Here is a 21,144-nt window from a genome sequence, read left to right as displayed (position 1 = left end):
CTGGGGTGGCTGGATTCGAACCAACGCATGGCGGAGTCAAAGTCCACTGCCTTACCGCTTGGCTACACCCCATCGGCAATAACGCCATTTGGCGATGGCCGAACGGAGCCCCTTGAAGCCGAGCGGCTTCTAACGCGTTGCGACGAGTCGCTTTGCGCCGAGATAGCGCGAGGACCAATACGATTCCGAAAGCTGGCTTACCATGACGCCGTGGCTCGAGCTGGCGTGCACGAACTTGCCGTGTCCAAGGTAGATGCCGACGTGCGATACGCCTTCGGTGTAGGTTTGAAAGAACACGAGGTCGCCCGGGCGCGGTCCGCCGACGGCCGGCTTGCCGACGTCGTATTGCGCGTCGGCCGTGCGCGGCAACGCGATCCCGGCCATGCCGAACACGTGCTGCACGAACGCCGAGCAGTCGAAACCGGCCGCGGTAGTACCGCCGAAGACGTACGGCGTTCCCAAAAAGCGCAGGGCGCTGTGCGTGAGCAGGGTTGCGATCTTAGAGGTGCGGGCTAAGATGCCACCCGCGAACCGGCCAAAGCTGGCCGAATGACGTGCTGGTGTAGTAATCACCAGGCGCTGGGTCCACTCGGCGACGTCTGGACTAACGGCACGCTGGCTCGTCGTCGCGGACGGGGCACTGAACGCGATTGTAGAAGAATTTTGCTGGGTATGAGCTTGAGCGAACCCGGCCGTTGCGGCAATCGAAAGGGCGAACGCTCCGGCAGCTAACGCGTGACGCAAGAAATAGATACCTCTCTTTGACGACACTTGCGAGGTTAGTTGACGGGTTCGGACGGAAAGAGTCGCCCTAGAGCCGACCGGCTCATTCACCCCTACCAGAGAGTCCCCCGCTCGGATCCTCGCTGGGACCCGATTCAGTGATCTTGTGCAGGCGTAACGTCATTCGAACCGGCGCTGTTACTTGCCGGACGATGACGCTGGTTGGCTTTCTGTCTAGTCTCTAATCTCCCTTTCAATCACATCGACGACCCTCGCGACGACGTCATCGACCAGCGATCGCTCGCTACCCTCGGCCATCACTCGAACCAGCGGCTCGGTTCCGGACGGACGCACCAAGAGGCGCCCGTCTTTTCCCAAACGCGCTTCGGCCTCTGCGATCGCACGGCGGACGGGTTCGCGCTGCAGCACATCTTTGGAGCGCGTCTTCACGTTCACCAATAACTGTGGCGCGATCACGACTTCGCGCGCGAGATCGTGCAAACGGACGCCCGCGCGTGCCGCAACGCCGAGTAACGTGACGGCCGTCATCGGGCCGTCGCCGGTGGTGTTCGTGAGCAAATCGATGATGTGTCCGGACTGCTCGCCGCCTAAGACGAAGCCGCCTTCGCGCATGCGCTCCAACACGTAGCGGTCGCCAACGGCGGTGCGTTCGAGCGCGATGCCGCGCGCTTGCAACGCACGCTCGAAGCCGATGTTGCTCATGACCGTTCCGACGATCGTGTCGCCGGGTAGCGTTCCCGCATCGTGCAATGCCGTCGCGAGCGCGTACATCACGTGATCGCCGCTTAAGCGACAGCCTTCTTCGTCGACGAACAACGCACGATCGGCGTCGCCATCGAACGCGACGCCCACCACGTTTTGCTCGCCTGCGGCGATTCGTTCGCGAACGGCGCCCTCAAGCGATTCCATGTGCGTCGCACCGCAGTCGACGTTAATGCGCGTACCGTCGTTGTCGCAATGCAGTTCGGTGACGTCGGCGCCGAGCTTGCGCAACGCATAGGGCGCGATCGCATACGCCGCGCCATACGCGCCGTCGACGATCACCCGCATTCCGCTCAGGTCGGCCGCGCCTTCGTACAACTGCGCGTAGTACCAGCGACCTAAGTTGACAGCCGTTCGTGCCACGCCGACGCCGGTTCCGGTTGGGCGTGCGCCGTAGCCGCCCGTCATGGCCGCCTCGATCGTGTCTTCGAGCGCGTCGCTCAGTTTGAACCCATCGGCACCGAAGAATTTGATCCCGTTGTCCGGCACCGGATTGTGCGACGCACTGATCATGACGCCTGCGGCGGCGCCTTCGTGGCGAGTGACGCACGCGACGGCCGGCGTGGGGACGATGCCGAGTGATACCGTATCACAACCGGCGGACGTGATGCCGGCCACGATCGCGGCTTCGAGCATGGTACCCGAACAGCGGGTATCTCGACCGACGACGATTGGGCGGCCGTTGGCCTCGGCCACCAGCACGGTAGCAGCGGCGCGACCGACGGCAAAGGCCAGCTCCGGCGTCAGGTCCTCATTGGCGACGCCCCGGATGCCGTCGGTGCCGAACAGGCGGCTCATCGAGGCGCTTGTCCCGTGCCGGGCGTCAGCCGCAGCCGAACGCGCACCAGGTCGGGGGCAACCTGGAGACCGAGCACTTCGGTTCCGGCCGCGTTGATCGGAACCGGCCGGACCATCTCGTCTACGGATCGGGCTTGTTCGGGCAGGGTGATATCGGCGTGCACCGCGGCGACTTGTTCCAGCGCGGTGGTCGTGCCCTGTATCGCGACGATCGACGGCTTGAGTTGCGTCCCGGCAACCACGACGTTCTTGAGATCCCCGACGTAATGAACGGCCAACGGAAAGTCGCGCGACTCTATTTTTTCGATCGTCAACGTCACCGACGCCGGGCTCAAACTCTGCACGACGATCTGCGGCGCTACCAATGCGACCGGCACGTTGTAGACGCCGGCGCCTTTTCCGGCGAGATCCAGCACGGCTTTAATTTCTTCGGGCTTGATCGCGGCTTCGCCACGACGGGATGCGACCGTGACGACGGCCGCGCGGTCGGTGAAGTGCGCGACGTACCCGGCGGTGAGATTAACGCTCGTGATCGGAACCGACATTTGCTGATCGAAACGTGCGGTCGCCACGACCGGGTTGGTCGCGAATCGCACGTACGCCCAGCCGACGATCGCCAGCGTCAGCGCCAGAACTTTAAGAGTGAAGTTCTTGCGGATGATCTGCATGTGGGGCCTCGCGCACGCGGCGCGATGACAGGCGCGAACGTAAATGCGAAACGAGATCGTTGGGCGAGCGCCGATCGCGACGTGCGGGCCGCGTAACGGCCATCAACATTTTGGCCAGGCGCTGTTCTTCTTCCACCGGGCGCGTTAATTTGCCGTCGCGGGCGATGGATACGCCGCCGCTCTCTTCGGAAACGATGATGACGACGGCGTCGGTTTGCTCGCTCAACCCGATCGCCGCGCGGTGGCGCGTGCCGACACGCGCCGTAAACGAATGTTCGGCTAACGGCAAGAAGCAGCCGGCTGCGACGATGCGGTTGTCGTGCACGATCACCGCACCGTCGTGTAGCGGCGAACGAGGCGTGAAGATCGTCAGCAGCAGTTCGACCGTCAGCTCTGCGTCGAGCTGCGTTCCGGTTTCGCAGAATTCTTTGAGGCCGCTGTGCTGTTCTACCGCGATCAGCGCGCCGATCTTGTTACGCGACAGCAGAAACGCGGCACGAGCGAGAAGGACGAGCGCGCGATCTTCGGGGCGCGAAACGACGCGCGACAGCGGATCGTCGGCGTCTATCCGAAACACGCCGCCGCGACCGATCTGCTCGAGCGCGCGCCGCAACTCGGGTTGAAAGACGATCGGAATCGTGACGGCGGCGCCGACCACCACCAGCTGCAGAATCGTAACGAGTAGATATAAGTGCAAGACGTTAGCGATGCCGAGAATCGCTAACAGCACGATGATGCCCATGAGAATTTGCACCGCTCGCGTACCGCGAATCAGCAGCAGCAAATAATACACCAGCACGCCGGTGACGGCGATGTCGAGCAGATCGGTGATGCCGATGTACGATCGCAGCGTCTCAAACATCGAGTCCAGCCTTCGCTACGAGCGTCTCCAGAATTCGGTCCGGTGCGATCTCGGGACATTGCAGCCCATCGGCCGCGATTTTGGCCAGCCACGTTTCGGTGAGCGGCGTGAGCAGCTCGGTACGGCGGCCGCTGTGGAAGCGGTCGAGTTCGGTGTCGATCAGATCGAGCACCAAGGTAGCAGGCGTTCGGTCGAGGTCCCACTCGAGCACGGCCGCCGCGCCCGAGGCACTGCATCCAATGATCCCCGACGGACGCCCGGGTCCGTTCAGCACCTCGATCAGGGACGGCAAGGCTTCGGCAACGGTAGGGTAAACAGCCAACGCAATGATGGGCGCGCTCTCGGTGAACGACGCATCGGTTGCGATTGCGGCCGTAACTCCTTCGTCGGGTAACTCGACCAGCGCATACGCGCGGTCGACGTCCGGCGAGACACGCCAGTTCGCAATGCCGCCGCGCATGGCGATGCCCGCGTCGATTGCGGCGCGCCGGTCGACGTCGAGCGAATTGCCTCGCAGCATGCGATATTGCACGATACCCGCTTCGTTAGGCGCGAACGCATTGCAATCTTGCGGGTAGGCGAACGCTGCAACGCGCTCGTCGTATCGACGGGCAAGAATTCGGCGTGGGTTTCGATCGAGGGCGAAGACGCCCCACGCATCGCGCAACTGAAACGCATGACGGGCAAGCGGTCGATGCCGGTGCCGGGCGATGTGCTCCACGTACGGACGCTGGAAGACGGCGATGTGGTGGTCGACGGAATGGAAGAACGCTCCATGACGCTGCAACGCCAGACGTCGGAAGGCCGCTCGAAGACGATGGCCGCCAACTTAGACCTGCTGGTCACCGTCACGGCGCTGGCAAATCCGGCCCCGCGCCTTCCGACGCTCGACCAACTGCTTGCCTTTGCAGAGTTGCAAGACCTCGACGCCGCTGCCGTCTTCACAAAACCGGACCTCGCGCCCCCGGACCAAGCCGAGACATTGGCCGCGTTATACGGGCGGCTCGGTTACACGACCGTGGTAATCAATCCGAAGCAGGGCCAGAATGTGGACGCGCTGCGCGAGCTGATGGCGGGCAAGCGCGCTCTACTGGCCGGTAACTCGGGCGTGGGGAAAAGCACGATCTTCAGCGCCTTGGGCGGTGAGGCTACGGTCGGGAACGTTTCGCGTTACGGCATGGGCCGGCAGACCACGACGGCCGCCCGCCTGTACCGCACCCCGGGCGGATTTCTGATCGACAGCCCCGGGCTGAACGAATTTGGCCTGGGTTCGCTGGAGCCACGGGAGCTGGCGCTCGGCTTTCGCGAGATGGCCGAGCCGCAGCAGCACTGCCGGTTCACCGACTGCCGCCATCTGCAAGAGCCGGGCTGCGCTATTCGAGAGGCAGTAAACGCCGGCGCGATCGCGGCGAGCCGCTACGAGAGCTTCCGCGCCATCTTAGCTAAAGAAGACCGCTAGAGCGCGTCAGGGCTCCCTAGACACAAAACCGCGCGGCTGGTATACTTCACGCCGTCGTTACCGCACGAAAGAGAGCCAAATTTTGCCCAATATCAAAGCCGCCGAGAAGTGGATGCGCCAGTCCGAGACGCGCACGATTCGCAATCGTGATGCCAACAGCCGTTTGAAGACCCTCTTCAAGAAGGCCGTGACCGCGGCGGACGCGCAGACGACGGCGACCGTCGAAGGCGCCTTCGATTCGGCTGCCTCGAAGGGCATCATTCACCCGAATAAGGCTGCGCGCAAGAAATCGCGCTTGTCGAAGGCGATTACGCGCGCTGCCGCCGCTCCGGTGAAGCCGGTGAAGGCGAAGAGCACGAAATCGAAGACCGGCCGCAAGACCGCCAAGAAGTAAGCTCTTCGAGCGCCTTTGGCGCTCCCGATCCGCGCGAAGTCTTTTTGTCGACCCTGGGTCGAGAACTGCACCGAGCCGGCATCGCCACCGACGCAATCGAACAAACGCTGACCGAAACGGCGGCGTCGATCGGGTTGGACGCGCAGATCTTCGCACTACCAACCTACATAACGATCGCGATCGGACCCAACTGGCAGCAGCGAACGTTGATGATGCGCCTCGAGCCGGGGCGCGTCAGCTTACGCAAGATCGCGCTGCTCACGCACATTTACGATTCGCTTCGAGCCGGCGCCATCGATTACGACGGCGCGACGCGGTTGCTATCCGAGGTCGACGAGCGTTGGCCGGGCCTGCCGGCGTGGCTCGAAATCCCCGCGCTCGCACTGATCGCGGTGGCGGTCGCGTTGATTCTCGGCGGCGGTCCCCACGAGATCGTCGTGGCGACGTCGATCGGTATCTGCACCGGCATCCTGAGCAGCCTTGCGTCGCGCAATGCGCTGATAGCGCGATTGTTTGCAGTCGCTGCTGCGTTTGCCGCGACGTTGATCGTAGCCCTGTATACGAAGGTTTTCGGGCCGACCAACATGTTCGTCTCGCTGATTGCGGGCATCGTCGTGTTGCTGCCCGGTTACACGTTAACATTAGCGCTACACGAGTTGGCGAACGATTTCCTCGTGGCCGGCGTAGCTCGATTGGGGCGCGTGCTATCGGTGTTGCTGGCGCTGGGTTGTGGCGCGTTTTTAGGTTTGGCGTGCGTGCCATGGATTGCGAGCATGGGAACGGCGGCGACGCATCCGGTGCCGGCGCTGTGGTGGTTCGTTGCGTCGATCGCGATGGCAATCGGCATATCGGTCAATCTGGACGCTCGTCTGCGCGACGTGGTGTGGGTATTCGCGTCGAGCTTCGTTGCACTCTTGATGACGCACGTCTTGGCGGCGACATCGGCGCACGCGGTTTCGTCGTTTTTAGCCGCCTTCTTCTGCGGTGTGGTCGCAAATCTCGGCGCGCGCTTCCTACGCGTTCCGCAAGCGATCATGCTGGTGCCGGCGCTGATCGTGCTGGTTCCCGGCAGCTTGAGTTACGAGAGCGTGCTGTTCGCGTTCAACCACAATATCGACAACGCGTTGATCCTGGCCGGTAACGCAGTGGTCGCGGCGATTCAAATCGTCGCGGGTCTTCTTCTTTCGCAGTTGGTGCTGCCGACGTCGACGCTGCGCTCGAAATCGGGCTCAACCCGCTTACGCTGAATTCTGCTGCTCCGCGAGGGCGGCGATTCGCGACGCCATATTTCCGAAGATCAGTCCGTGGAATGGATACACGAGATACCAATAAAGAAAACCGGGCAAACCCCGGGGCTCGTAAAACGCCGTTTGTGTGAGACGCGTGCGGCCGCTGCCGATATCTTCTGCATCGAACTCCAGCCACGCTTTCCCGGGGAGCTTCATTTCCGCGCGCAGTCGTAGAAGACGGTCGGGCGTAATCGCGTCGACGCGCCAGAAATCGACCGCGTCGCCAACTCGTAAATCCGTTCCACTGCGACGTCCGCGACGCAAGCCGACACCACCGACGAAGCGGTCGAGCCAGCCGCGCACGCGCCACAGCGCGTCGCCATACAGCCAGCCCTGCGCGCCACCGAGTCGCATAAAGACCGATGCGACCTTGCGCGGCGTGGCGTTGGCGATGCGCTCGCGGCGGTCGATTAGCATGCCTTCGCGGGCGCCGGCAAACGTTGCCGGAAGCTTACGAATATCGAACGCGTCGAACCATGTCGTCTCCGGGCCGCTGGTCCGGTAGCGATCCAGTGCGTCCGAGACCGCCGGATCGAAACCGATCGGCTGGATTTGCGGGAAATCGCGTTTCGCGGCATCATCGCGAACGATCACCTCGTTGCTCAATCCTAAGATGAGGGGTTGTGCCAAGCGCGCGGAGATCGGCGTAACGATATGTACCCAATACGACGAGAGGCGCGGCGTGAAAAACGGCACGATAATAATCTTCCGCTTGAGATTGCGCAGTCGCGCGTAGCGCAACATCATGTCGCGGTACGTCAGGACGTCGGCGCCGCCGATTTCGTAGATACGCGAGTCGCTGCGCGGCAAGTCGAGAGCGAGCAGCAAGTAGCGCAAGACGTCTGCTACGGCGATCGGTTGGCAGCGCGACATGACCCATCGCGGCGCGATCATCATCGGCAACCGTTCGGTCAGATAGCGTAGCATCTCGAACGAGATACTGCCGGCGCCGATGATCATCGCCGCGCGAAACTCGATCGTCTCGACGCCGCTGTGCCGTAGAATCTCTCCGACTTCGTGGCGGCTCGCGAGATGGCGTGAAAGCGCAGCATCGTCGGCGCCCAAACCTCCGAGATAGACGATGCGCCGGACGCCGCACTCGCGGGCGACTCGACCGAACGTTTCGGCCGCGGCCCGATCGCGTTCGCCGAAGCTCCGCGAATCGCTCATGGAATGCACGAGGTAATACGCGACGTCGATAGTCGCGAGCGCCGTGTGCAGGCTGTTCACGTCTAACACGTCGCCGTCGACGATCTCGGCTCCGGGGAATCGTCCGGCCAGGCGCTCGGCGTTCCGCGATAGGCAACGAATGGAGTGACCGGCTTCGAGTAAGCGGGGCGCCAACAGTCCGCCGATGTATCCGGTTGCTCCGGTCACCAGAATCTTCATACCACCAAACCGTTCCCCGAACGGCCCGGTTCACACTTATTCGGTGTCGGGGATCCGATCGTCGTCGGGTTCGCTCATGAAATATTGCGCCTTTTGCGGCGCTGCGATCGGCACGAACTTGCGCGGCTTCTGGTTGAAATCGAAGCAGTCGGCGGCTGGCGAGGTCGCGCGTGAGTCCGACGCAGAGAGTTGCGCCAGACCGAAGATATCTTCGGTAAATCGCAACATGCTCGCGGTTTCGTACTGCGTGTGTGAGACGTAATTCTTCTTCGCGTATGGTGAAATGACGAGCAGCGGCACGCGAAAGCCTAAACCGTCGTAATCCATGTGCGGCGGTTTCACGTGATCGTACAATCCGCCCCAATCATCCCAGATCACGAAGATCGCGGTGGAATCCCAGAATTTGCTTTGCCCGACCGCGTTCACGATCGACGACACCCACGATGGCCCGCCGCCACCGCCACACGAGCTATGATCGGAATCGCGACACAGCGGCGTGATCCACGTCATACTAGCGAGCTTACCGGCGGCAACGTCGGCGAGAAACCGTTTTTGCGGATGGATCACGTCCTTGTGCCAATCCGGCCCGCGAAAAATGTGGCGCACGGCCTGATAACCCGACCAGAAGCCACTAGTCGGGTATTTGTACGAGCTGGTGTAAAAATGCCAGCTGAGGCCGGCCGCATCGAGCTCGTCGCCGAGCGTCTGGTAATCGAAGCACGGTCGCTGATTGTTGCCGTAGGTGCGGTCGCTTAACAGCGTCTGCACTTGATCGGATTCTCCGCCGCCGCAGCCCCACAACATAAACGGAACGTCGACGCTCGATTGCGCCTGTCCGGCGATGATGTATTGATGCGCCGCGAAGCTCTCGTCAAGCTGCGACGGGAACATCCGGTTGCCCAGAACCCACTCGTGCGCCATGTCCCAATACGGCTGCGCCTCTCGTTGGGGGACGTAAGCGTACTGGCCGTTTTGCGGTCCGCCGCCTTCTTCCTCAAGATTGAAGCCGTTCATCCGGCACTTCGTGCCGGGCAGTTTGCCGGTACCGTTGCACGCTTGGAACATCGCAAACGCGGAATGATCGATCTCGTATCGCTTCTTCAGCGAAACCGGCTGCAGCTGGATCGTATTTCCGTGCGAATCTTGCCCGCTCGACACCGTATCGGCGCCGGGATACCCCTGGAACAGGTTGTCGACGGTCCGATTCTCTTGCACGACCCACACGACGTGCTTGATCTTTCCAGCGCCGGTGGCGGCGACCGACTGCAGCACGCCGCCGCCTCGCAGCGGTAGAGTGGGCGCGGACGGCGATTGCGAGCAGGCGGAACATGCAATCAGCGCTGCAAGAGATGCGGAAAAAAAACGAGTCTGCACCATGCAATTCCATGCCGCACGTCGCGGCGCAGTCCTTTCAGTTTTAGCGCTTGGTAAATAAAGCGCTTGTGTCCGCAGGCGTCTTTTTAGGGAATCCTAATATTGCTTTTTCACGACCGGAATCTAATCAATCTGAGGAGTTCTCCATGATGAAGCTATTCAAGATTGTCGCGCCAGTATTGGCGCTGACGATCGCCGCCTGTAGTTCGGGCGGTTCTTCTAGCGTGCCGGTTTCCGGCATGGCGCAGGTCCCGAACGGGGTGCACGCTGGTGCCCCAGCATGGCAGACGCAGCATCTCGCGCAAGCCGAATGCCCGAACGTTCCCGGCAAGCCCGTGTGCCAAGCACTCCGCGTGCTCAAGAACGGAGTCGTTCCAGCTGGGTGTAATCCGTCTTCCAGCTGCGGTTTCACCCCACAACAACTTCAGAGTGCCTACAATCTCACCAAGAAGCTCAGCAAGGGCGCTAACGTCAAGGTAGCCCTTATCGAAGTCGGCGATTACGCTTCCGCCACCAGCGATCTCGCGACGTACCGGACTGAGTTCGGACTCGGCACTGGTACTCTGGCCCGTTATACCTCGTCCGGCCAGCAATCCAACTACCCGCCGAGCTGTCAACAAGCCAGCTGGTGCGTCGAGACCGCGCTCGATATGGACATGGTTTCGGCGTCGTGCCCGAAGTGCACGATCTATATTATGGAAGCCCAGGACACGATCGCCGACCTCGAAGCGAGCGAGCAGGAAGCCGTCAAGCTAGGCGCTACGGTTCTGAGCAACAGCTGGAGCTGCCCCAATAACTGGGATTGCGGCGATTCCAACTTCCCGAATTCTTTTAGCACCAAAGGCATTGCGTACTTGGCCTCCACTGGCGACTACGCGTACAACACGATCGGCGGCCCCTCGGTGTTACCGACAGTCATCGGCGTGGGCGGCACGCAACTCGCAGCGAGCGGCACGAAGTTTACCGAAAGCGTTTGGAACGACGCGTCCTCCGGTTGCGGAAGCTCGTCTGTCGTCGGTGAAAACGTTCCCAAACCGTCGTGGCAAAAAGATCCCGGCTGCACCAGCCGTACCGACGGTGATATTTCGTCCGAATCCGGCTGCCGACCGGGCGTAGCGATGTATTCCGGCCTCTACGGCGGCTGGATCACGGAGTGCGGCACGAGTGTGGCTTCGCCGTTCCTGGCTGGCGTCGTCGCGTTATCCGGCAACGCGGCCAAAATGAATGGCGGCGAATATGTGTGGAGCATGAGCGCCAAAAAAATGAAGGCGCGTCTGCATCCGGTTCTCACCGGTAACAATGGCACCTGCGGTGGCAGCTACCTGTGCACCGCCGGCACCGGCCAGTTCGGCAACTATTCGGCTCCTGCCGGATGGGGCTCGCCGAAGAACGTGAAAGCGCTGTAAGGTTCTAACCGAACCAAACTACCGCGAAGGGCGGGCGCAAATGCGCTCGCCCTTTTCATTTGCGCACGTACAGCGTCGGCCCACTCTTCTTCACAATTTCGCGCTTGGCAAGTAAAGCACTGGCTCCGCAGGCCTCCTCTTAGGGATTCCTAATATTGCCTCCTCACGACCGGAACCTAATCAACCTGAGGAGTTGTCCATGATCAAGCTATTCAAGATCGTCGCGCCACTGTTGGCGCTGACGATCGCCGCCTGTAGCGCAGGCGGATCCTCGAGCAGCGTGCCGGGGACATCGACCGGCTCGTCCGGCGGGACCACGCCATTCGCGGCGGTTCAGCAAATCAAGGGTCCCGCGCCGCAATGGCAAGTGAAGGGTCTCGCGCGTGCCGAGTGTCCGCAAGTCATTGGTAAGCCGACGTGCTTAGCGCTACGCGGACTCAAGAACGGCATTCAGCCCGCCAGCTGTAATCCGTCATCGAGCTGCGGCTTCACGCCCGCGCAGATTCAAGCCGCTTATGGGCTTAAGGCGAAGAAACTCGGCAAGGGCAGTAACGTGCAAGTCGCGATTATTGAAGCCGGCGACTACGCGAACGCAACATCGGATATCGGAACCTACCGCACGCAGTACGGGCTTGGAACTGCGAAAATCACGCGCTACAACCAGAACGGTCAAACCAGCGGTCTACCCGAGAGCTGCCAAGACTTTGGTTGGTGCGTCGAGACCGCGCTTGACTTCGACATGGTGTCAGCCACCTGTCCGAAGTGCACCATCGACCTGATGGAAGCTGACGGATCGATCGCCGGCTTCGAAGCGGCTAACCAAGCGGCCGTGAAACTGGGCGCCAAGATCGTCAGCAACAGCTGGATCTGCTACGGCAACTGGGACTGCGGCGACTCGAATTTCCCCAACTCGTTTAACAACGCGGGTATTACGTTCCTCGCTTCGTCGGGTGACGAGGCGTACAACGAAATCGGCGGACCGTCAGTTCTCTCGACCGTTATCGCAGTTGGCGGAACGCAGTTAGAGACCAGCGGTACTAACTTCACCGAGACCGCATGGAACGACGCCGGATCGGGCTGCGAAACAGCGGTTTCGAAGCCGTCGTGGCAAAAAGACCCAGGCTGCTCGGGACGTACCGATTCAGACATCTCGGCCGAAGCCGGCTGTAGTCCGGGCGTCGCGATGTACTCGGGACTGTACGGCGGTTGGTTCTACGAGTGCGGTACCAGCGTCGCGTCGCCGCTGCTCGCGGGCGTGGTTGCGCTTGCCGGCAACGGTGCGAAGCTCAACGCCGGCGACTATGTTTGGAGCATGAGCGCCAAGCAGATGAAGAAACGCCTCCACGTGATCAGCGGTGGTAGCAACGGCAGCTGCGGTGGCAGCTATCTGTGCACCGCCGGCACGGGTCAGTTCGGCGTCTACTCCGGTCCGACCGGATGGGGAACGCCGAAGAACGTGAAAGCGCTCTAAGGTTCTACCGAACCCGAACCTCGCTAAGGGCGGGCGCGAAAGCGTTCGCCCTTTTCGTTTACGGGTCGACGTTGATTGCCAGACGTGTGTGTGTATCCGCATGCGCTACTGGAATGACGCGTTCGCGAATCGCAGCGCGCACCAGGGCCGGTTTAAGGGTTAGAATCGCTAGCCTGTAACGCCATTCGCGGTTGAGGCGGGCGATCGGATACGGGGCCGGACCGAGCACGTCGGTTCCTTCGATGCTGTTGAGCAGCCCGGCGTATTTTCGCGCCGTAGACAACGCAAGTTTCTGATCGCGGGAGATGACACCGAGATACACGAGCCGCCGCGATGGCGGAAAACCGGCCGCGGCTCGTTGCTCCAGTTCGGCATTCGCGAAGCCTTCGTAGTCGTGCGCCGCTGCGGCCACGATGGCGGGGTGCTCGGGAGAAAACGTCTGCACGATCGCTTCGCCGGCGCGAGCGCGGCCGCTGCGTCCGCACAGTTGCGCGATGACGCTAAAGCTGCGCTCCGATCCGCGAAAATCCGGCGCGTTCAATCCGATATCGGCGGCGACGACGGCGGCCAACGTGACGGTCGGAAAATCTAACCCCTTGGCGACCATCTGCGTTCCGACCAGCACGTCCCCGCGTTCCGCGAACTCCGTTAGGATACGCGCGTGGTCGCCGACGTGCGTGGTCGTGTCCGAATCCATGCGCACGACATGCGCTTGCGGAAACAGCGATCGCACTTCTTCTACCACGCGCTCGGTGCCCACGCCATATTCGTGCAGATCGGGCGCGCCGCAGTTCGTGCAGACCTCGGGAACGCGCATCTGAAAGTCGCAGTAGTGGCAACGCAGGAGCTTTTCGCCCCCGTGGGCGGCGAGCGAGACGGTGCACCTCGGACAGCGCGGCACTTCACCGCAACTACGGCACAACACAAACGCGCCGCTGCCGCGCCGGTTAACGAACAGTACCGTTTTCTCGCGACGCCCGAGCCGTTCGCGGATCCCTTGTAGCAGTGGGGTCGAAAACACGCGATGGCGGTCGGCCCCAAACTCCTCGGCGAGATCGACGATGCGGACCGCGGGAAGCGGCAGCCGGGTGGCGCGTTCGTGCATTTCGATCAAGGCGATGCGTCCGGCGCGCGCTGCGGCATAGCTCTCAACCGACGGCGTCGCGCTGCCTAGTACCAACACTCCTCCGGTAGCGCGCATGCGTTCGCGCGCGACTGCCACGGCGTGGTAGCGCGGCACCGTGTCTTGCTTGTAGGATGATTCGTGGGATTCGTCGACTACGAGCAGCTTGACGTTTTCGAGCGGGGCGAAGACGGCGCTGCGAGCTCCCACCACGACGTCGATGTCGCCGGCGACGCAGGCCTGCCAGGCGTCGAAGCGTTCGCGTTCCGAGAGCGCCGAATGCAGTACGGCGACGCGATTGCCGAATGCGGATTCGAAGCGCTGCGCAGTTTGCGGCGTTAGCGAGATTTCTGGAACGAGCACGATCGCACGTCCGCCTCCTCGCAGTACGCGAGCGATCGCATCGATATAAACGAAGGTTTTGCCGCTGCCGGTAACGCCGTGCACGAGCAGTTCGTCGTATGTGTGCGCGTCGAGCGAGGCAGCGATGCGATCGATCGCGACGCGTTGCTCGGGGGTCGATTCGAAATCGGGGAGTTGGATCGGCGGTGACTCGCTGCGTCGCACCGCCAGTTCTTCTTCGATTAGAACGCCGAGCGTCACGGCACGCCGGATCACCGCCTGCGAAAAGCCGGCAAGCAACGCGTCCGCGCGCGGTACCGAGCCAGTTTCGGCGACGAACTCGGCCAACGCGCGGGCTTTCTTGCCCGTTGCCGCCGCGCTTCCGAGAGACAGGGTGCGCACGCGATATTCGCTGGTTCGAGGTTTCACGAACTCGCGCGTGCGTCGTAATGCGCCGCCGCGCACCAGTTGTTGAATGGCGCGAAGCAGCGTGGCGCGATCGCCGGCCCGCCGCGCTTCCGGGTGACGCAGCAGTTGCGGAAGCGGAGTCTCCGGCGGCAAGTCGCGCCAGATCAGCTCGATCAGGCGTTGCGGTACGCCGCTGAAGCGCTCCGGGTCGGGCGGCTCAGGCGATCGATGAAGTGTCTCGCGAACGTGCGGCACCGCGCCGGCTAACACAGCGGCGCCCAGCGCTTCACCTAACGTGCAGATATAGCGATCGGCAACGAACTTCGCCAGATGTAGCGCCTCTTCGTCGAAGGCGCGCGGCACATCTAGATGTTCGAGCACCGGCTTAAGTTGGCGCTCCCCGGAGAGTTGTTGGCGCGGCGCGGAGACGATGTAACCGACGACATCGCGCTTGCCCAACGACACGCGTACCACGTCGCCGACTCTTAGACCCAGGTCGCCGGCATCGTAGCTGAGCGGTAGATCGAACCGCGACGTTCGCAACGCCGCCAGGACCTCGACGACGCGGATTATCCCTCGTCCTCCGGGGGCCGGCGCATGCGATCGAGCACGGCGCGCACTTGTGCGGTCGTACACTCGACGCCGTACTCGACATCGCCGATCGCGCGCGGCAACACAAAACGCAGCTTTCCAGCGCGCTTCTTCTTATCGCTTTGCATTGCGGCCAACACTACCTCGGGAGCGAGGCGCGTTTGCATCGGCAGGCCGAGTAGCGCTAATAACGTCAGGACCCGCAAATGATCGCGTTCGTTGAAGCGCCCGGACCGCAGCGCGAGTAATCCAGCGGCCCGCAAGCCAAGCGCGACGCCGGCACCATGCGAAATACGATAGCTCGACGCACGTTCGAAAGCATGACCGAACGTGTGCCCTAGATTCAATAACGCTCGCGATCCCGATTCGCGACAATCGTCTGCGACGATCGATGTCTTGACCGCTACTGCCGCCGCAACACATTCGACCCATGGCCATCGCCAGAACGGATGCGGCGAGATGTTCTCGAGCGCATCGAAGAGGTCGCCACCCGCAATGACACCGCACTTGAGGACTTCAGCCAAACCGTCGCGCAGGTTGCGAAACGGCAGGGTGTCGAGCGCTTGGATCGGGCAGAACACCGCGACCGGGTCGGAAAACGCGCCGGCTAAGTTCTTTCCGGCGCGTAAGTTTACGCCGGTCTTACCGCCGACCGCGGCGTCGGCCATCGCGACGAGTGATGTCGCAACATGTGCGTACGCAACTCCGCGGAGATACGTAGCCGCCGCGAAGCCGAACAGATCGGCCGCGACACCACCCCCGACACCGATTATCAAGTTCGAACGTTCGACTCCATGCTCGGCCAACGCATCCAGCACACGCTCGACGGTCGACCAACGTTTATGCGCTTCACCCAACGTCACGGGCAGTACGCGCGCGCGGCCGAGCATCACCGCAACGCGCGTTGCGATCGCCCGCACCGGCACGGCCGCGTCACATAACACGATGACTGTATCGCCACGATCCCGGACGAACGCTCGCAACTCGGACTCGGTATCGTCGGCGATAAACACCGGATAGTCGAGCGTCTCGTTGCGAACGGTGGCGGTTAAATCGCGATCTTGCGCTCGCGAATCCATTCCACTATTATATCGACGATGCGCGGGGTCGCGACGTCATCGGCGTCGACGATGTACTCGGCAGCCGCATAATGCGGCAGACGGCGCGCATAGAGTTCTTCGACGCTTTCCCACGTGGGTGCCGCACCGAGCAGCGGCCGCGATACGCGACTACGGCGCAGGCGTTCGTACGCACGCCTGGGCGAGAGACGGACGAATACGCGATATGCGTGCTCTTCTAATAGATCTCGATTTTCGGGAGCGCCCAGAGTGCCGCCGCCTAGCGATACGACAGCCGGCGTTTTAGGCTGGAGCGCTTTAGCGAGCGCTTCCATTTCGTAGCGCCGGAATGCGGCTTCGCCTTCATTTGCGAAGATCTCGGCGATGGTTCCGCGACTACGCTCGACCAATGCGTCGGTATCGTAGAACGCGCAGTTTAGCCGACGCGCCAGCCGCTGTCCCACGCTCGACTTTCCGGACGTCATGAATCCGACCAGTGCGACGTGACGCTTCACGAGCTGTGGGGCTCGCAACGAACTACCGGCGTGGTTTCCCACGCTATCTCTCGATTTGCCTCAAGACCGCGGAGGGCGAGGTAAGACGCCAAGCCTTCCTCTTCTGGATGCTCTTTAAGCATGACGCTTTTTACGTCTACTTCGCACGGCAAAGAAAGATCGATTCGAACCCATAGTTCATCATCATTCGACAACGTCACGGTACCGCGAGCGGTGATATCCACTCCGTCGATACCCCAGCCTGTTCGAGTCGCCTCTTCAGCCGCCGGGGAGAACTCTACGCGACGCGGCGAAAAACGATAGACGCGGGCCTGGAAGCCTTCGCCATCTAAGTCGAACGGGTGGATCATTCCAATGGTAAATCGGTTCAGATCGAGCGATGGCTCGTCGAGAACGTACACGTTGGAGTCATGCAGACGTGCAAGTAAGTTCACTCGAGGCTTGCTGACTTCGACGCAGGTTGTGCGAACAGGGCGGCGGCGGCTTCGTTACTGCGGCGCAGGTTGTCGAGCGTTTCGTCCATCGAATCGCCGCCGTATTTTTCTAGAATCGGACCGGTCAGGGCGAGGCGCACCATGGCTTCTCCCACCAGCGACGCGGCTGAAACAACACAGACGTCGCTGCGCACCACTCCAGCCGGCGCATGCGCTCTTTCGTGGAGGTTGACCGACGGCAGCGCCTTGCGCAACGTCGGTATCGGCTTCACCGATACGCGCAATACCAGTGGCTGACCGTTGCTCATGCCGCCCTCGATGCCGCCGGCCCGATTGCTGCCACGCCCGACGGCGTCGCCCTCGAGGTGAAACGTGTCGTGCGCTTGCGACCCAGAACGGCGCGCCGATTCGGCACCAAGACCGATCTCGACGCTGCGTGCGGTCTGCATGCCCATCAATGCGCCGGCCAGAACGCCGTCGAGCCGCTGATTGGGTTGTCGGTTGCTGCCGATACCGGCCGTAAGGCCGTCGACGCGAATAACGAACCGCCCGCCGAGCGTATCGCCCGCCTCGCGTGCGGCGTCGATGGCGGCCATCATGCGTTGCGCGGTTTCTACATCGGGCGCGCGCACTTCGGAAGCGTCGACGTCGTCTTGGTTCCAGTCATCGATCGATGGCGCTTCAACGCCGCCAATCAAATCGACGCAACTGTGCGTTGTGATGCCGAGCGCTTCGAGAAACTGCGCGCAGATCGCGCCGAGACACACGCGCATCGCCGTTTCGCGCGCACTGGCGCGCTCGAGCACGTTGCGCAGATCGCGCTGACGGTATTTGAGAGCGCCTGAAAAATCGGCGTGGCCCGGACGCGGATTGGTAAGCGCCGGTCCACTCCCGGTAAGTGGATCCATGAGCGCCCGCACGCTTGGATTGAGGTAGTCTCGGTTCCGCACCAGTACTGCGATCGGGGATCCAAGCGTTTCGCCGCCGCGAATGCCGGCCAAGAACTCGACCGCGTCGGACTCAATCTGCATGCGTGCGCCGCGGCCATAGCCGCCTTGACGGCGTCGAAGCGTTTCGTCGATGCGCTCGACATCCAGGCGTAAATGGGCGGGCAGTCCGTCGAGGATGCCGACCAACCCGGGGCCGTGCGATTCGCCGGCTGTAAGGTACGAAAACATGCATCGCTGAGCTTCGGCGCCGCCGGGGCAGCCCCCGGCTCACTATAAGTAGGGATTCGGTTCGGGCAAGACCCAAGGCAATTCGAGCTCGAAGTTGATTGCGACTAATCCGCGTGCAAATGCGGCGGTTCCAGATCCGACCTGTGTGAACCACCACTGACACGATTCGATACGCTTGCGGCGCGTTTCGTCAACCTCTCCGAAGAAGGGAAGCTCTCCGATGTAAGACACCCCGCTCTCCGTCGAGCCAACGTCTACGGTTTCGAACGCCTTCGCCGGGTTTATGCCTATGCTACTGCAAGCAGCTAGAAGCTGCGACTCGAAATACTCCGGTTTCCAAGCCGCTCGATAGTTTCGACAGCCAAGACACTCGCAATAGTCGCCGATAGCCGGATCGTCGTACGCGGCTCGAGTACGAGACGCGTCGTACGTCGCCAACGACCCATCGGGAGCCCGAAGTACAGGTAGCAAGCTCGTTGCTGCTAGACCTCGCTACTGTTTGGTCTCATGACCGTGACCTTCAGGAACGTCGCGGGAATCGCAACCGCGCCTTTGCCGGCGTTTTGCCGTTCGAATAAATCGACGAGCTGCGTGCGCAGTTCATCGGTGCGTCCGGCTTTCTCGGCGGCATCGAATGCGTTCATCGTCGGACCGTAGTAGTGCTGAAACAGATCGACCAGATCGCTCGGCTTGCCGGCAGTCTTAAACGTAAAGGTCTCGCGCTCGAACGTAATCGATTCCGGAGAGATGCCGGCCGCTCCAAAACGCTCTACGACGTTCGCTTCGACGCCCCACAACATCGGGCTTACGAAGCCCTCGGGAGGCGGGGGCGAGAACGCCGCGCTGGTCTTGAGGATCTGCGCGACCAGCGTCGGGTCGTTGGGAATCCAGTTGCCCATAACGATGCGTCCGCCCGGGCGCGTCACGCGTACCATCTCTCGCGCGACGTCGAACGGCTTCGGTGCGAACATGGCGCCGAACACGCTGACCACAAGATCGAACGACGCGTCCGGTATGCCGGCCAGATCGCACGCATCGCCCTCTTGAAATCGAAGGTTATCAAGGCCGGCTTCTTTCGCACGCGCGTTGCCTCGCTCGACGAGATTGCTCGCGATATCCACGCCCAGCACATCGGCTCCGAGGCGCGCAGCCGGCAGGGCGGTCGTTCCGTCGCCGCAGCCGAGGTCGAGAACCTTCATGCCGGGTTTGATTCCGAGCCCGTCGACGAACGCCGATCCGCTTTCGCGCATCGTGTCCGCGATACGGGTGAAATCGCCTTTCTCCCACAGTGCTTTGTTCGCGTTCATTTTCTCAATCAGCCTTTCGCTGCGGCTTCGATCGCGGCGATGTCGATCTTCTGCATCTGCATCATGGCGTTCATCGCGCGTTTCGCGGCCGCACCATCGTCGCTTTTCAGAGCATGCAGCAACGCGCGCGGCACGATCTGCCAAGAGAGTCCGAATCGATCCTTGCACCAACCACACTCGCTTTCGGCCCCACCATCGGCGACGATTGCGTTCCAATAGCGGTCGGTTTCAGCTTGGTCGTCGGTGTACACCTGAAACGACACTGCCTCGCTAAATCGAAAGTGCGGCCCGCCGTTCAGGCCGAGAAATGGCATGCCCAAGACCGTGAACTCTACCGTGAGTACATCACCCTCTTTGCCACTTGGATAATCTGAGGGTGCACGATTCACCGCGTCGACGCTGCTGTCAGGAAACGTCTGCGCATAGAATTGGGCCGCGTCCTCGGCGTTACCGTCGAACCATAAGCAGGGTGCAATTTTCTCGCTCATCCCTCGGTCTTGGAACCCGGCGAGGCAAATCCTCCGACGTTTCTCGCGTGGGGCGGCCGGGTAGGAAGCGCCCATGACCGCACAACCGTTGCCGCTCCAGAACCTACGCGTCGCGATCCTCGTCGCCGACGGATTCGAACAAGTCGAAATGACGCAGCCCCGCGAGGCGCTCCAAAAAGCCGGCGCCGTGACGCAGCTCGTTTCGCCGAGCAAGGGTGAGGTGCAGAGTTCCCAGCACGAAGTTCCGGCCGAAGCGTTTCCGGTAGATGTCAACGTTTCCGACGCCGATCCGGCGCAATTCGACGCGCTCTTGGTACCCGGTGGCGTCGGCAGTCCCGACAAGCTGCGCTCGGATAACAAGTCGATGTTGTTCGTGCATGCATTTGAAGTTGCCAACAAGCCGATTGCGGCGATCTGCCACGGTCCGTGGGTGTTGGTCGAGACCGATTTCCTGCGTGGTAAGCGCGTGACGTCGTGGCCATCGCTACGTACCGATATTCGGAACGCGGGCGGGAACTGGGTCGACGAGGCTCCCGTTCGCGACGGGCTGCTAGTAACAGCGCGCAATCCACAGGACATACCAGCATTCAACAAGGCTATCATCGAGCTGTTCACACCCCAAACTGCGGCTGCGGCTTCAGCAACGACGTGATGACTTCACAAGAGTTGATATTTCGCATTTACACCGCGTTTAATAGTCGGGATGTCGACGCTACGCTCGCGCTCATGAGCGAGAACGTGAGTTGGCCAAAGGCCTCCGAAGGCGGTCGAGTCGTCGGAAAACGAGCCATTCGAGAGTATTGGGCGCGGCAATGGGCTGAGTTTAATCCGCACGTCGATCCGCTCGAGGTGATCGACCGCGAAGATGGCACAATCGAAGTCAAGGTTCATCAGTCGGTCAAGGGGTTAAACGGCGACATATTGTCGGACACCGAAGTGCGACATGTCTACACCGTCGCTGACGACCTCATCGAGCGCATGGACATCGAGGATGCGAACCCTATCGACGGCACGTCCACGGCCTTCTCGAGGAGCTAGCAGGCACTAGCCCCCTCGGTGATGCATGCTACGATGCAACCGATCA

21 protein-coding genes, 1 tRNA gene and 1 riboswitch are annotated in these 21,144 nt (G+C 61.8%); of the genes, 7 read left to right on the top strand and 15 right to left on the bottom strand.

Annotated features, from left to right (window positions below; all coding sequences use genetic code 11):
* The 6 genes from VGF98_04075 to VGF98_04050 all read right to left on the bottom strand — a co-directional run bounded on the left by VGF98_04075 (window position 1) and on the right by VGF98_04050 (window position 4,366).
* Window positions 1-72: transfer RNA gene (locus VGF98_04075), tRNA-Gln, on the bottom strand.
* Window positions 73-129: 57 nt separating this feature from the next.
* Entirely contained in the window at window positions 130-744 is a 615-nt protein-coding gene (locus tag VGF98_04070; GenBank protein HEY1680797.1) for a C40 family peptidase, read from the bottom strand.
* An 8-nt stretch (window positions 745-752) separates the two neighbouring features.
* Window positions 753-894, bottom strand: a riboswitch (cyclic di-AMP (ydaO/yuaA leader).
* A gap of 63 nt (window positions 895-957) precedes the next feature.
* Window positions 958-2,304 (bottom strand): phosphoglucosamine mutase, encoded by a 1,347-nt coding sequence (glmM, locus tag VGF98_04065; protein HEY1680796.1) that lies wholly within the window; start codon window positions 2,302-2,304, stop codon window positions 958-960.
* Complete coding sequence (locus tag VGF98_04060; GenBank protein ID HEY1680795.1) at window positions 2,301-2,972, bottom strand: hypothetical protein; 672 nt, start codon at window positions 2,970-2,972, stop codon at window positions 2,301-2,303. Before VGF98_04060 ends, glmM begins: the two co-directional genes overlap by 4 nt.
* Window positions 2,941-3,834 (bottom strand): diadenylate cyclase CdaA, encoded by an 894-nt coding sequence (gene cdaA, locus VGF98_04055; GenBank protein ID HEY1680794.1) that lies wholly within the window; start codon window positions 3,832-3,834, stop codon window positions 2,941-2,943. The genes VGF98_04060 and cdaA overlap by 32 nt, the downstream gene beginning before the upstream one ends.
* Complete coding sequence (locus VGF98_04050; GenBank protein HEY1680793.1) at window positions 3,827-4,366, bottom strand: hypothetical protein; 540 nt, start codon at window positions 4,364-4,366, stop codon at window positions 3,827-3,829. Before VGF98_04050 ends, cdaA begins: the two co-directional genes overlap by 8 nt.
* On the opposite strand from VGF98_04050, the gene rsgA reads away from it, so the two are divergent.
* From rsgA to VGF98_04035, 3 genes are all read left to right on the top strand, one after another.
* Window positions 4,361-5,293, top strand: coding sequence for a ribosome small subunit-dependent GTPase A (rsgA, locus tag VGF98_04045; GenBank protein ID HEY1680792.1), 933 nt, complete (start codon window positions 4,361-4,363; stop codon window positions 5,291-5,293). The two genes, VGF98_04050 and rsgA, sit on opposite strands and share 6 nt — an antisense overlap.
* Window positions 5,294-5,375: 82 nt before the next feature.
* A complete protein-coding gene (rpsT, locus tag VGF98_04040; GenBank protein HEY1680791.1) occupies window positions 5,376-5,687 on the top strand; it encodes a 30S ribosomal protein S20 in 312 nt (103 codons plus the stop codon).
* A 44-nt stretch (window positions 5,688-5,731) separates the two neighbouring features.
* Window positions 5,732-6,934, top strand: a complete 1,203-nt coding sequence (locus VGF98_04035; GenBank protein ID HEY1680790.1) for a threonine/serine exporter family protein — start codon at window positions 5,732-5,734, stop codon at window positions 6,932-6,934.
* Here VGF98_04035 and VGF98_04030 read toward each other — a convergent pair.
* Both VGF98_04030 and VGF98_04025 read right to left on the bottom strand, forming a co-directional pair.
* A complete protein-coding gene (locus tag VGF98_04030) occupies window positions 6,926-8,365 on the bottom strand; it encodes an SDR family oxidoreductase (GenBank protein ID HEY1680789.1) in 1,440 nt (479 codons plus the stop codon). The genes VGF98_04035 and VGF98_04030 overlap by 9 nt on opposite strands.
* A gap of 36 nt (window positions 8,366-8,401) precedes the next feature.
* Window positions 8,402-9,742 (bottom strand): alkaline phosphatase family protein, encoded by a 1,341-nt coding sequence (locus VGF98_04025; protein HEY1680788.1) that lies wholly within the window; start codon window positions 9,740-9,742, stop codon window positions 8,402-8,404.
* A 143-nt stretch (window positions 9,743-9,885) separates the two neighbouring features.
* Between VGF98_04025 and VGF98_04020 the strand changes: the two genes are divergently transcribed.
* Window positions 9,886-11,145, top strand: a complete 1,260-nt coding sequence (locus tag VGF98_04020) for a S8 family serine peptidase (protein ID HEY1680787.1) — start codon at window positions 9,886-9,888, stop codon at window positions 11,143-11,145.
* 199 nt (window positions 11,146-11,344) lie between these two features.
* The gene (locus VGF98_04015; GenBank protein ID HEY1680786.1) at window positions 11,345-12,616 is read left to right on the top strand and encodes a S8 family serine peptidase; all 1,272 of its coding nucleotides are present in this window, start codon (window positions 11,345-11,347) and stop codon (window positions 12,614-12,616) included.
* A 58-nt stretch (window positions 12,617-12,674) separates the two neighbouring features.
* Here the strand turns inward: VGF98_04015 and priA are convergent, their stop codons facing one another.
* The 7 genes from priA to VGF98_03980 form a co-directional block, all read right to left on the bottom strand.
* Window positions 12,675-15,032: a primosomal protein N' gene (priA, locus tag VGF98_04010; protein ID HEY1680785.1), complete on the bottom strand. Its 2,358-nt coding sequence runs from the start codon at window positions 15,030-15,032 to the stop codon at window positions 12,675-12,677.
* A 26-nt stretch (window positions 15,033-15,058) separates the two neighbouring features.
* Window positions 15,059-16,159 carry a 3-dehydroquinate synthase family protein gene (locus tag VGF98_04005; protein HEY1680784.1) on the bottom strand — a complete coding sequence of 367 codons (1,101 nt, stop codon included), beginning with the start codon at window positions 16,157-16,159 and terminating at the stop codon, window positions 15,059-15,061.
* A complete protein-coding gene (locus VGF98_04000; protein HEY1680783.1) occupies window positions 16,129-16,653 on the bottom strand; it encodes a shikimate kinase in 525 nt (174 codons plus the stop codon). Before VGF98_04000 ends, VGF98_04005 begins: the two co-directional genes overlap by 31 nt.
* Window positions 16,650-17,087 carry a hypothetical protein gene (locus VGF98_03995; protein ID HEY1680782.1) on the bottom strand — a complete coding sequence of 146 codons (438 nt, stop codon included), beginning with the start codon at window positions 17,085-17,087 and terminating at the stop codon, window positions 16,650-16,652. The genes VGF98_04000 and VGF98_03995 overlap by 4 nt, the downstream gene beginning before the upstream one ends.
* Window positions 17,084-18,265, bottom strand: a complete 1,182-nt coding sequence (aroC, locus tag VGF98_03990) for a chorismate synthase (protein HEY1680781.1) — start codon at window positions 18,263-18,265, stop codon at window positions 17,084-17,086. Before aroC ends, VGF98_03995 begins: the two co-directional genes overlap by 4 nt.
* A gap of 482 nt (window positions 18,266-18,747) precedes the next feature.
* The gene (locus tag VGF98_03985; protein ID HEY1680780.1) at window positions 18,748-19,572 is read right to left on the bottom strand and encodes a class I SAM-dependent methyltransferase; all 825 of its coding nucleotides are present in this window, start codon (window positions 19,570-19,572) and stop codon (window positions 18,748-18,750) included.
* A gap of 8 nt (window positions 19,573-19,580) precedes the next feature.
* On the bottom strand, window positions 19,581-20,060 hold the full coding sequence (locus VGF98_03980; GenBank protein HEY1680779.1) for a VOC family protein: 480 nt from the start codon (window positions 20,058-20,060) through the stop codon (window positions 19,581-19,583).
* A gap of 73 nt (window positions 20,061-20,133) precedes the next feature.
* On the opposite strand from VGF98_03980, the gene VGF98_03975 reads away from it, so the two are divergent.
* Complete coding sequence (locus tag VGF98_03975; protein HEY1680778.1) at window positions 20,134-20,712, top strand: type 1 glutamine amidotransferase domain-containing protein; 579 nt, start codon at window positions 20,134-20,136, stop codon at window positions 20,710-20,712.
* Entirely contained in the window at window positions 20,712-21,098 is a 387-nt protein-coding gene (locus VGF98_03970; GenBank protein HEY1680777.1) for a nuclear transport factor 2 family protein, read from the top strand. The genes VGF98_03975 and VGF98_03970 overlap by 1 nt, the downstream gene beginning before the upstream one ends.
* Window positions 21,099-21,144: the final 46 nt, after the last annotated feature.

Source organism: Candidatus Tumulicola sp. (genome assembly GCA_036490475.1).
Lineage (GTDB): Bacteria > Vulcanimicrobiota > Vulcanimicrobiia > Vulcanimicrobiales > Vulcanimicrobiaceae > Tumulicola.
The sequence above is the reverse complement of the archived record's forward strand: the minus strand, read 5'-3'. Positions and strand labels throughout refer to the sequence as shown.

Excerpts from the sequence above, each read along its gene's own strand:
- glmM (HEY1680796.1), bottom strand. The coding sequence starts at position 2,304 with ATGAGCCGCCTGTTCGGCACCGACGGCATCCGGGGCGTCGCCAATGAG.
- VGF98_04060 (HEY1680795.1), bottom strand. The coding sequence starts at position 2,972 with ATGCAGATCATCCGCAAGAACTTCACTCTTAAAGTTCTGGCGCTGACG.
- cdaA (HEY1680794.1), bottom strand. The coding sequence starts at position 3,834 with ATGTTTGAGACGCTGCGATCGTACATCGGCATCACCGATCTGCTCGAC.
- VGF98_04030 (HEY1680789.1), bottom strand. The coding sequence starts at position 8,365 with ATGAAGATTCTGGTGACCGGAGCAACCGGATACATCGGCGGACTGTTG.
- VGF98_04025 (HEY1680788.1), bottom strand. The coding sequence starts at position 9,742 with ATGGTGCAGACTCGTTTTTTTTCCGCATCTCTTGCAGCGCTGATTGCA.
- VGF98_04020 (HEY1680787.1), top strand. The coding sequence starts at position 9,886 with ATGATGAAGCTATTCAAGATTGTCGCGCCAGTATTGGCGCTGACGATC.
- VGF98_04015 (HEY1680786.1), top strand. The coding sequence starts at position 11,345 with ATGATCAAGCTATTCAAGATCGTCGCGCCACTGTTGGCGCTGACGATC.
- VGF98_04005 (HEY1680784.1), bottom strand. The coding sequence starts at position 16,159 with ATGGATTCGCGAGCGCAAGATCGCGATTTAACCGCCACCGTTCGCAAC.
- aroC (HEY1680781.1), bottom strand. The coding sequence starts at position 18,265 with ATGTTTTCGTACCTTACAGCCGGCGAATCGCACGGCCCCGGGTTGGTC.
- VGF98_03985 (HEY1680780.1), bottom strand. The coding sequence starts at position 19,572 with ATGAACGCGAACAAAGCACTGTGGGAGAAAGGCGATTTCACCCGTATC.
- VGF98_03980 (HEY1680779.1), bottom strand. The coding sequence starts at position 20,060 with ATGAGCGAGAAAATTGCACCCTGCTTATGGTTCGACGGTAACGCCGAG.
- VGF98_03975 (HEY1680778.1), top strand. The coding sequence starts at position 20,134 with ATGACCGCACAACCGTTGCCGCTCCAGAACCTACGCGTCGCGATCCTC.
- VGF98_03970 (HEY1680777.1), top strand. The coding sequence starts at position 20,712 with ATGACTTCACAAGAGTTGATATTTCGCATTTACACCGCGTTTAATAGT.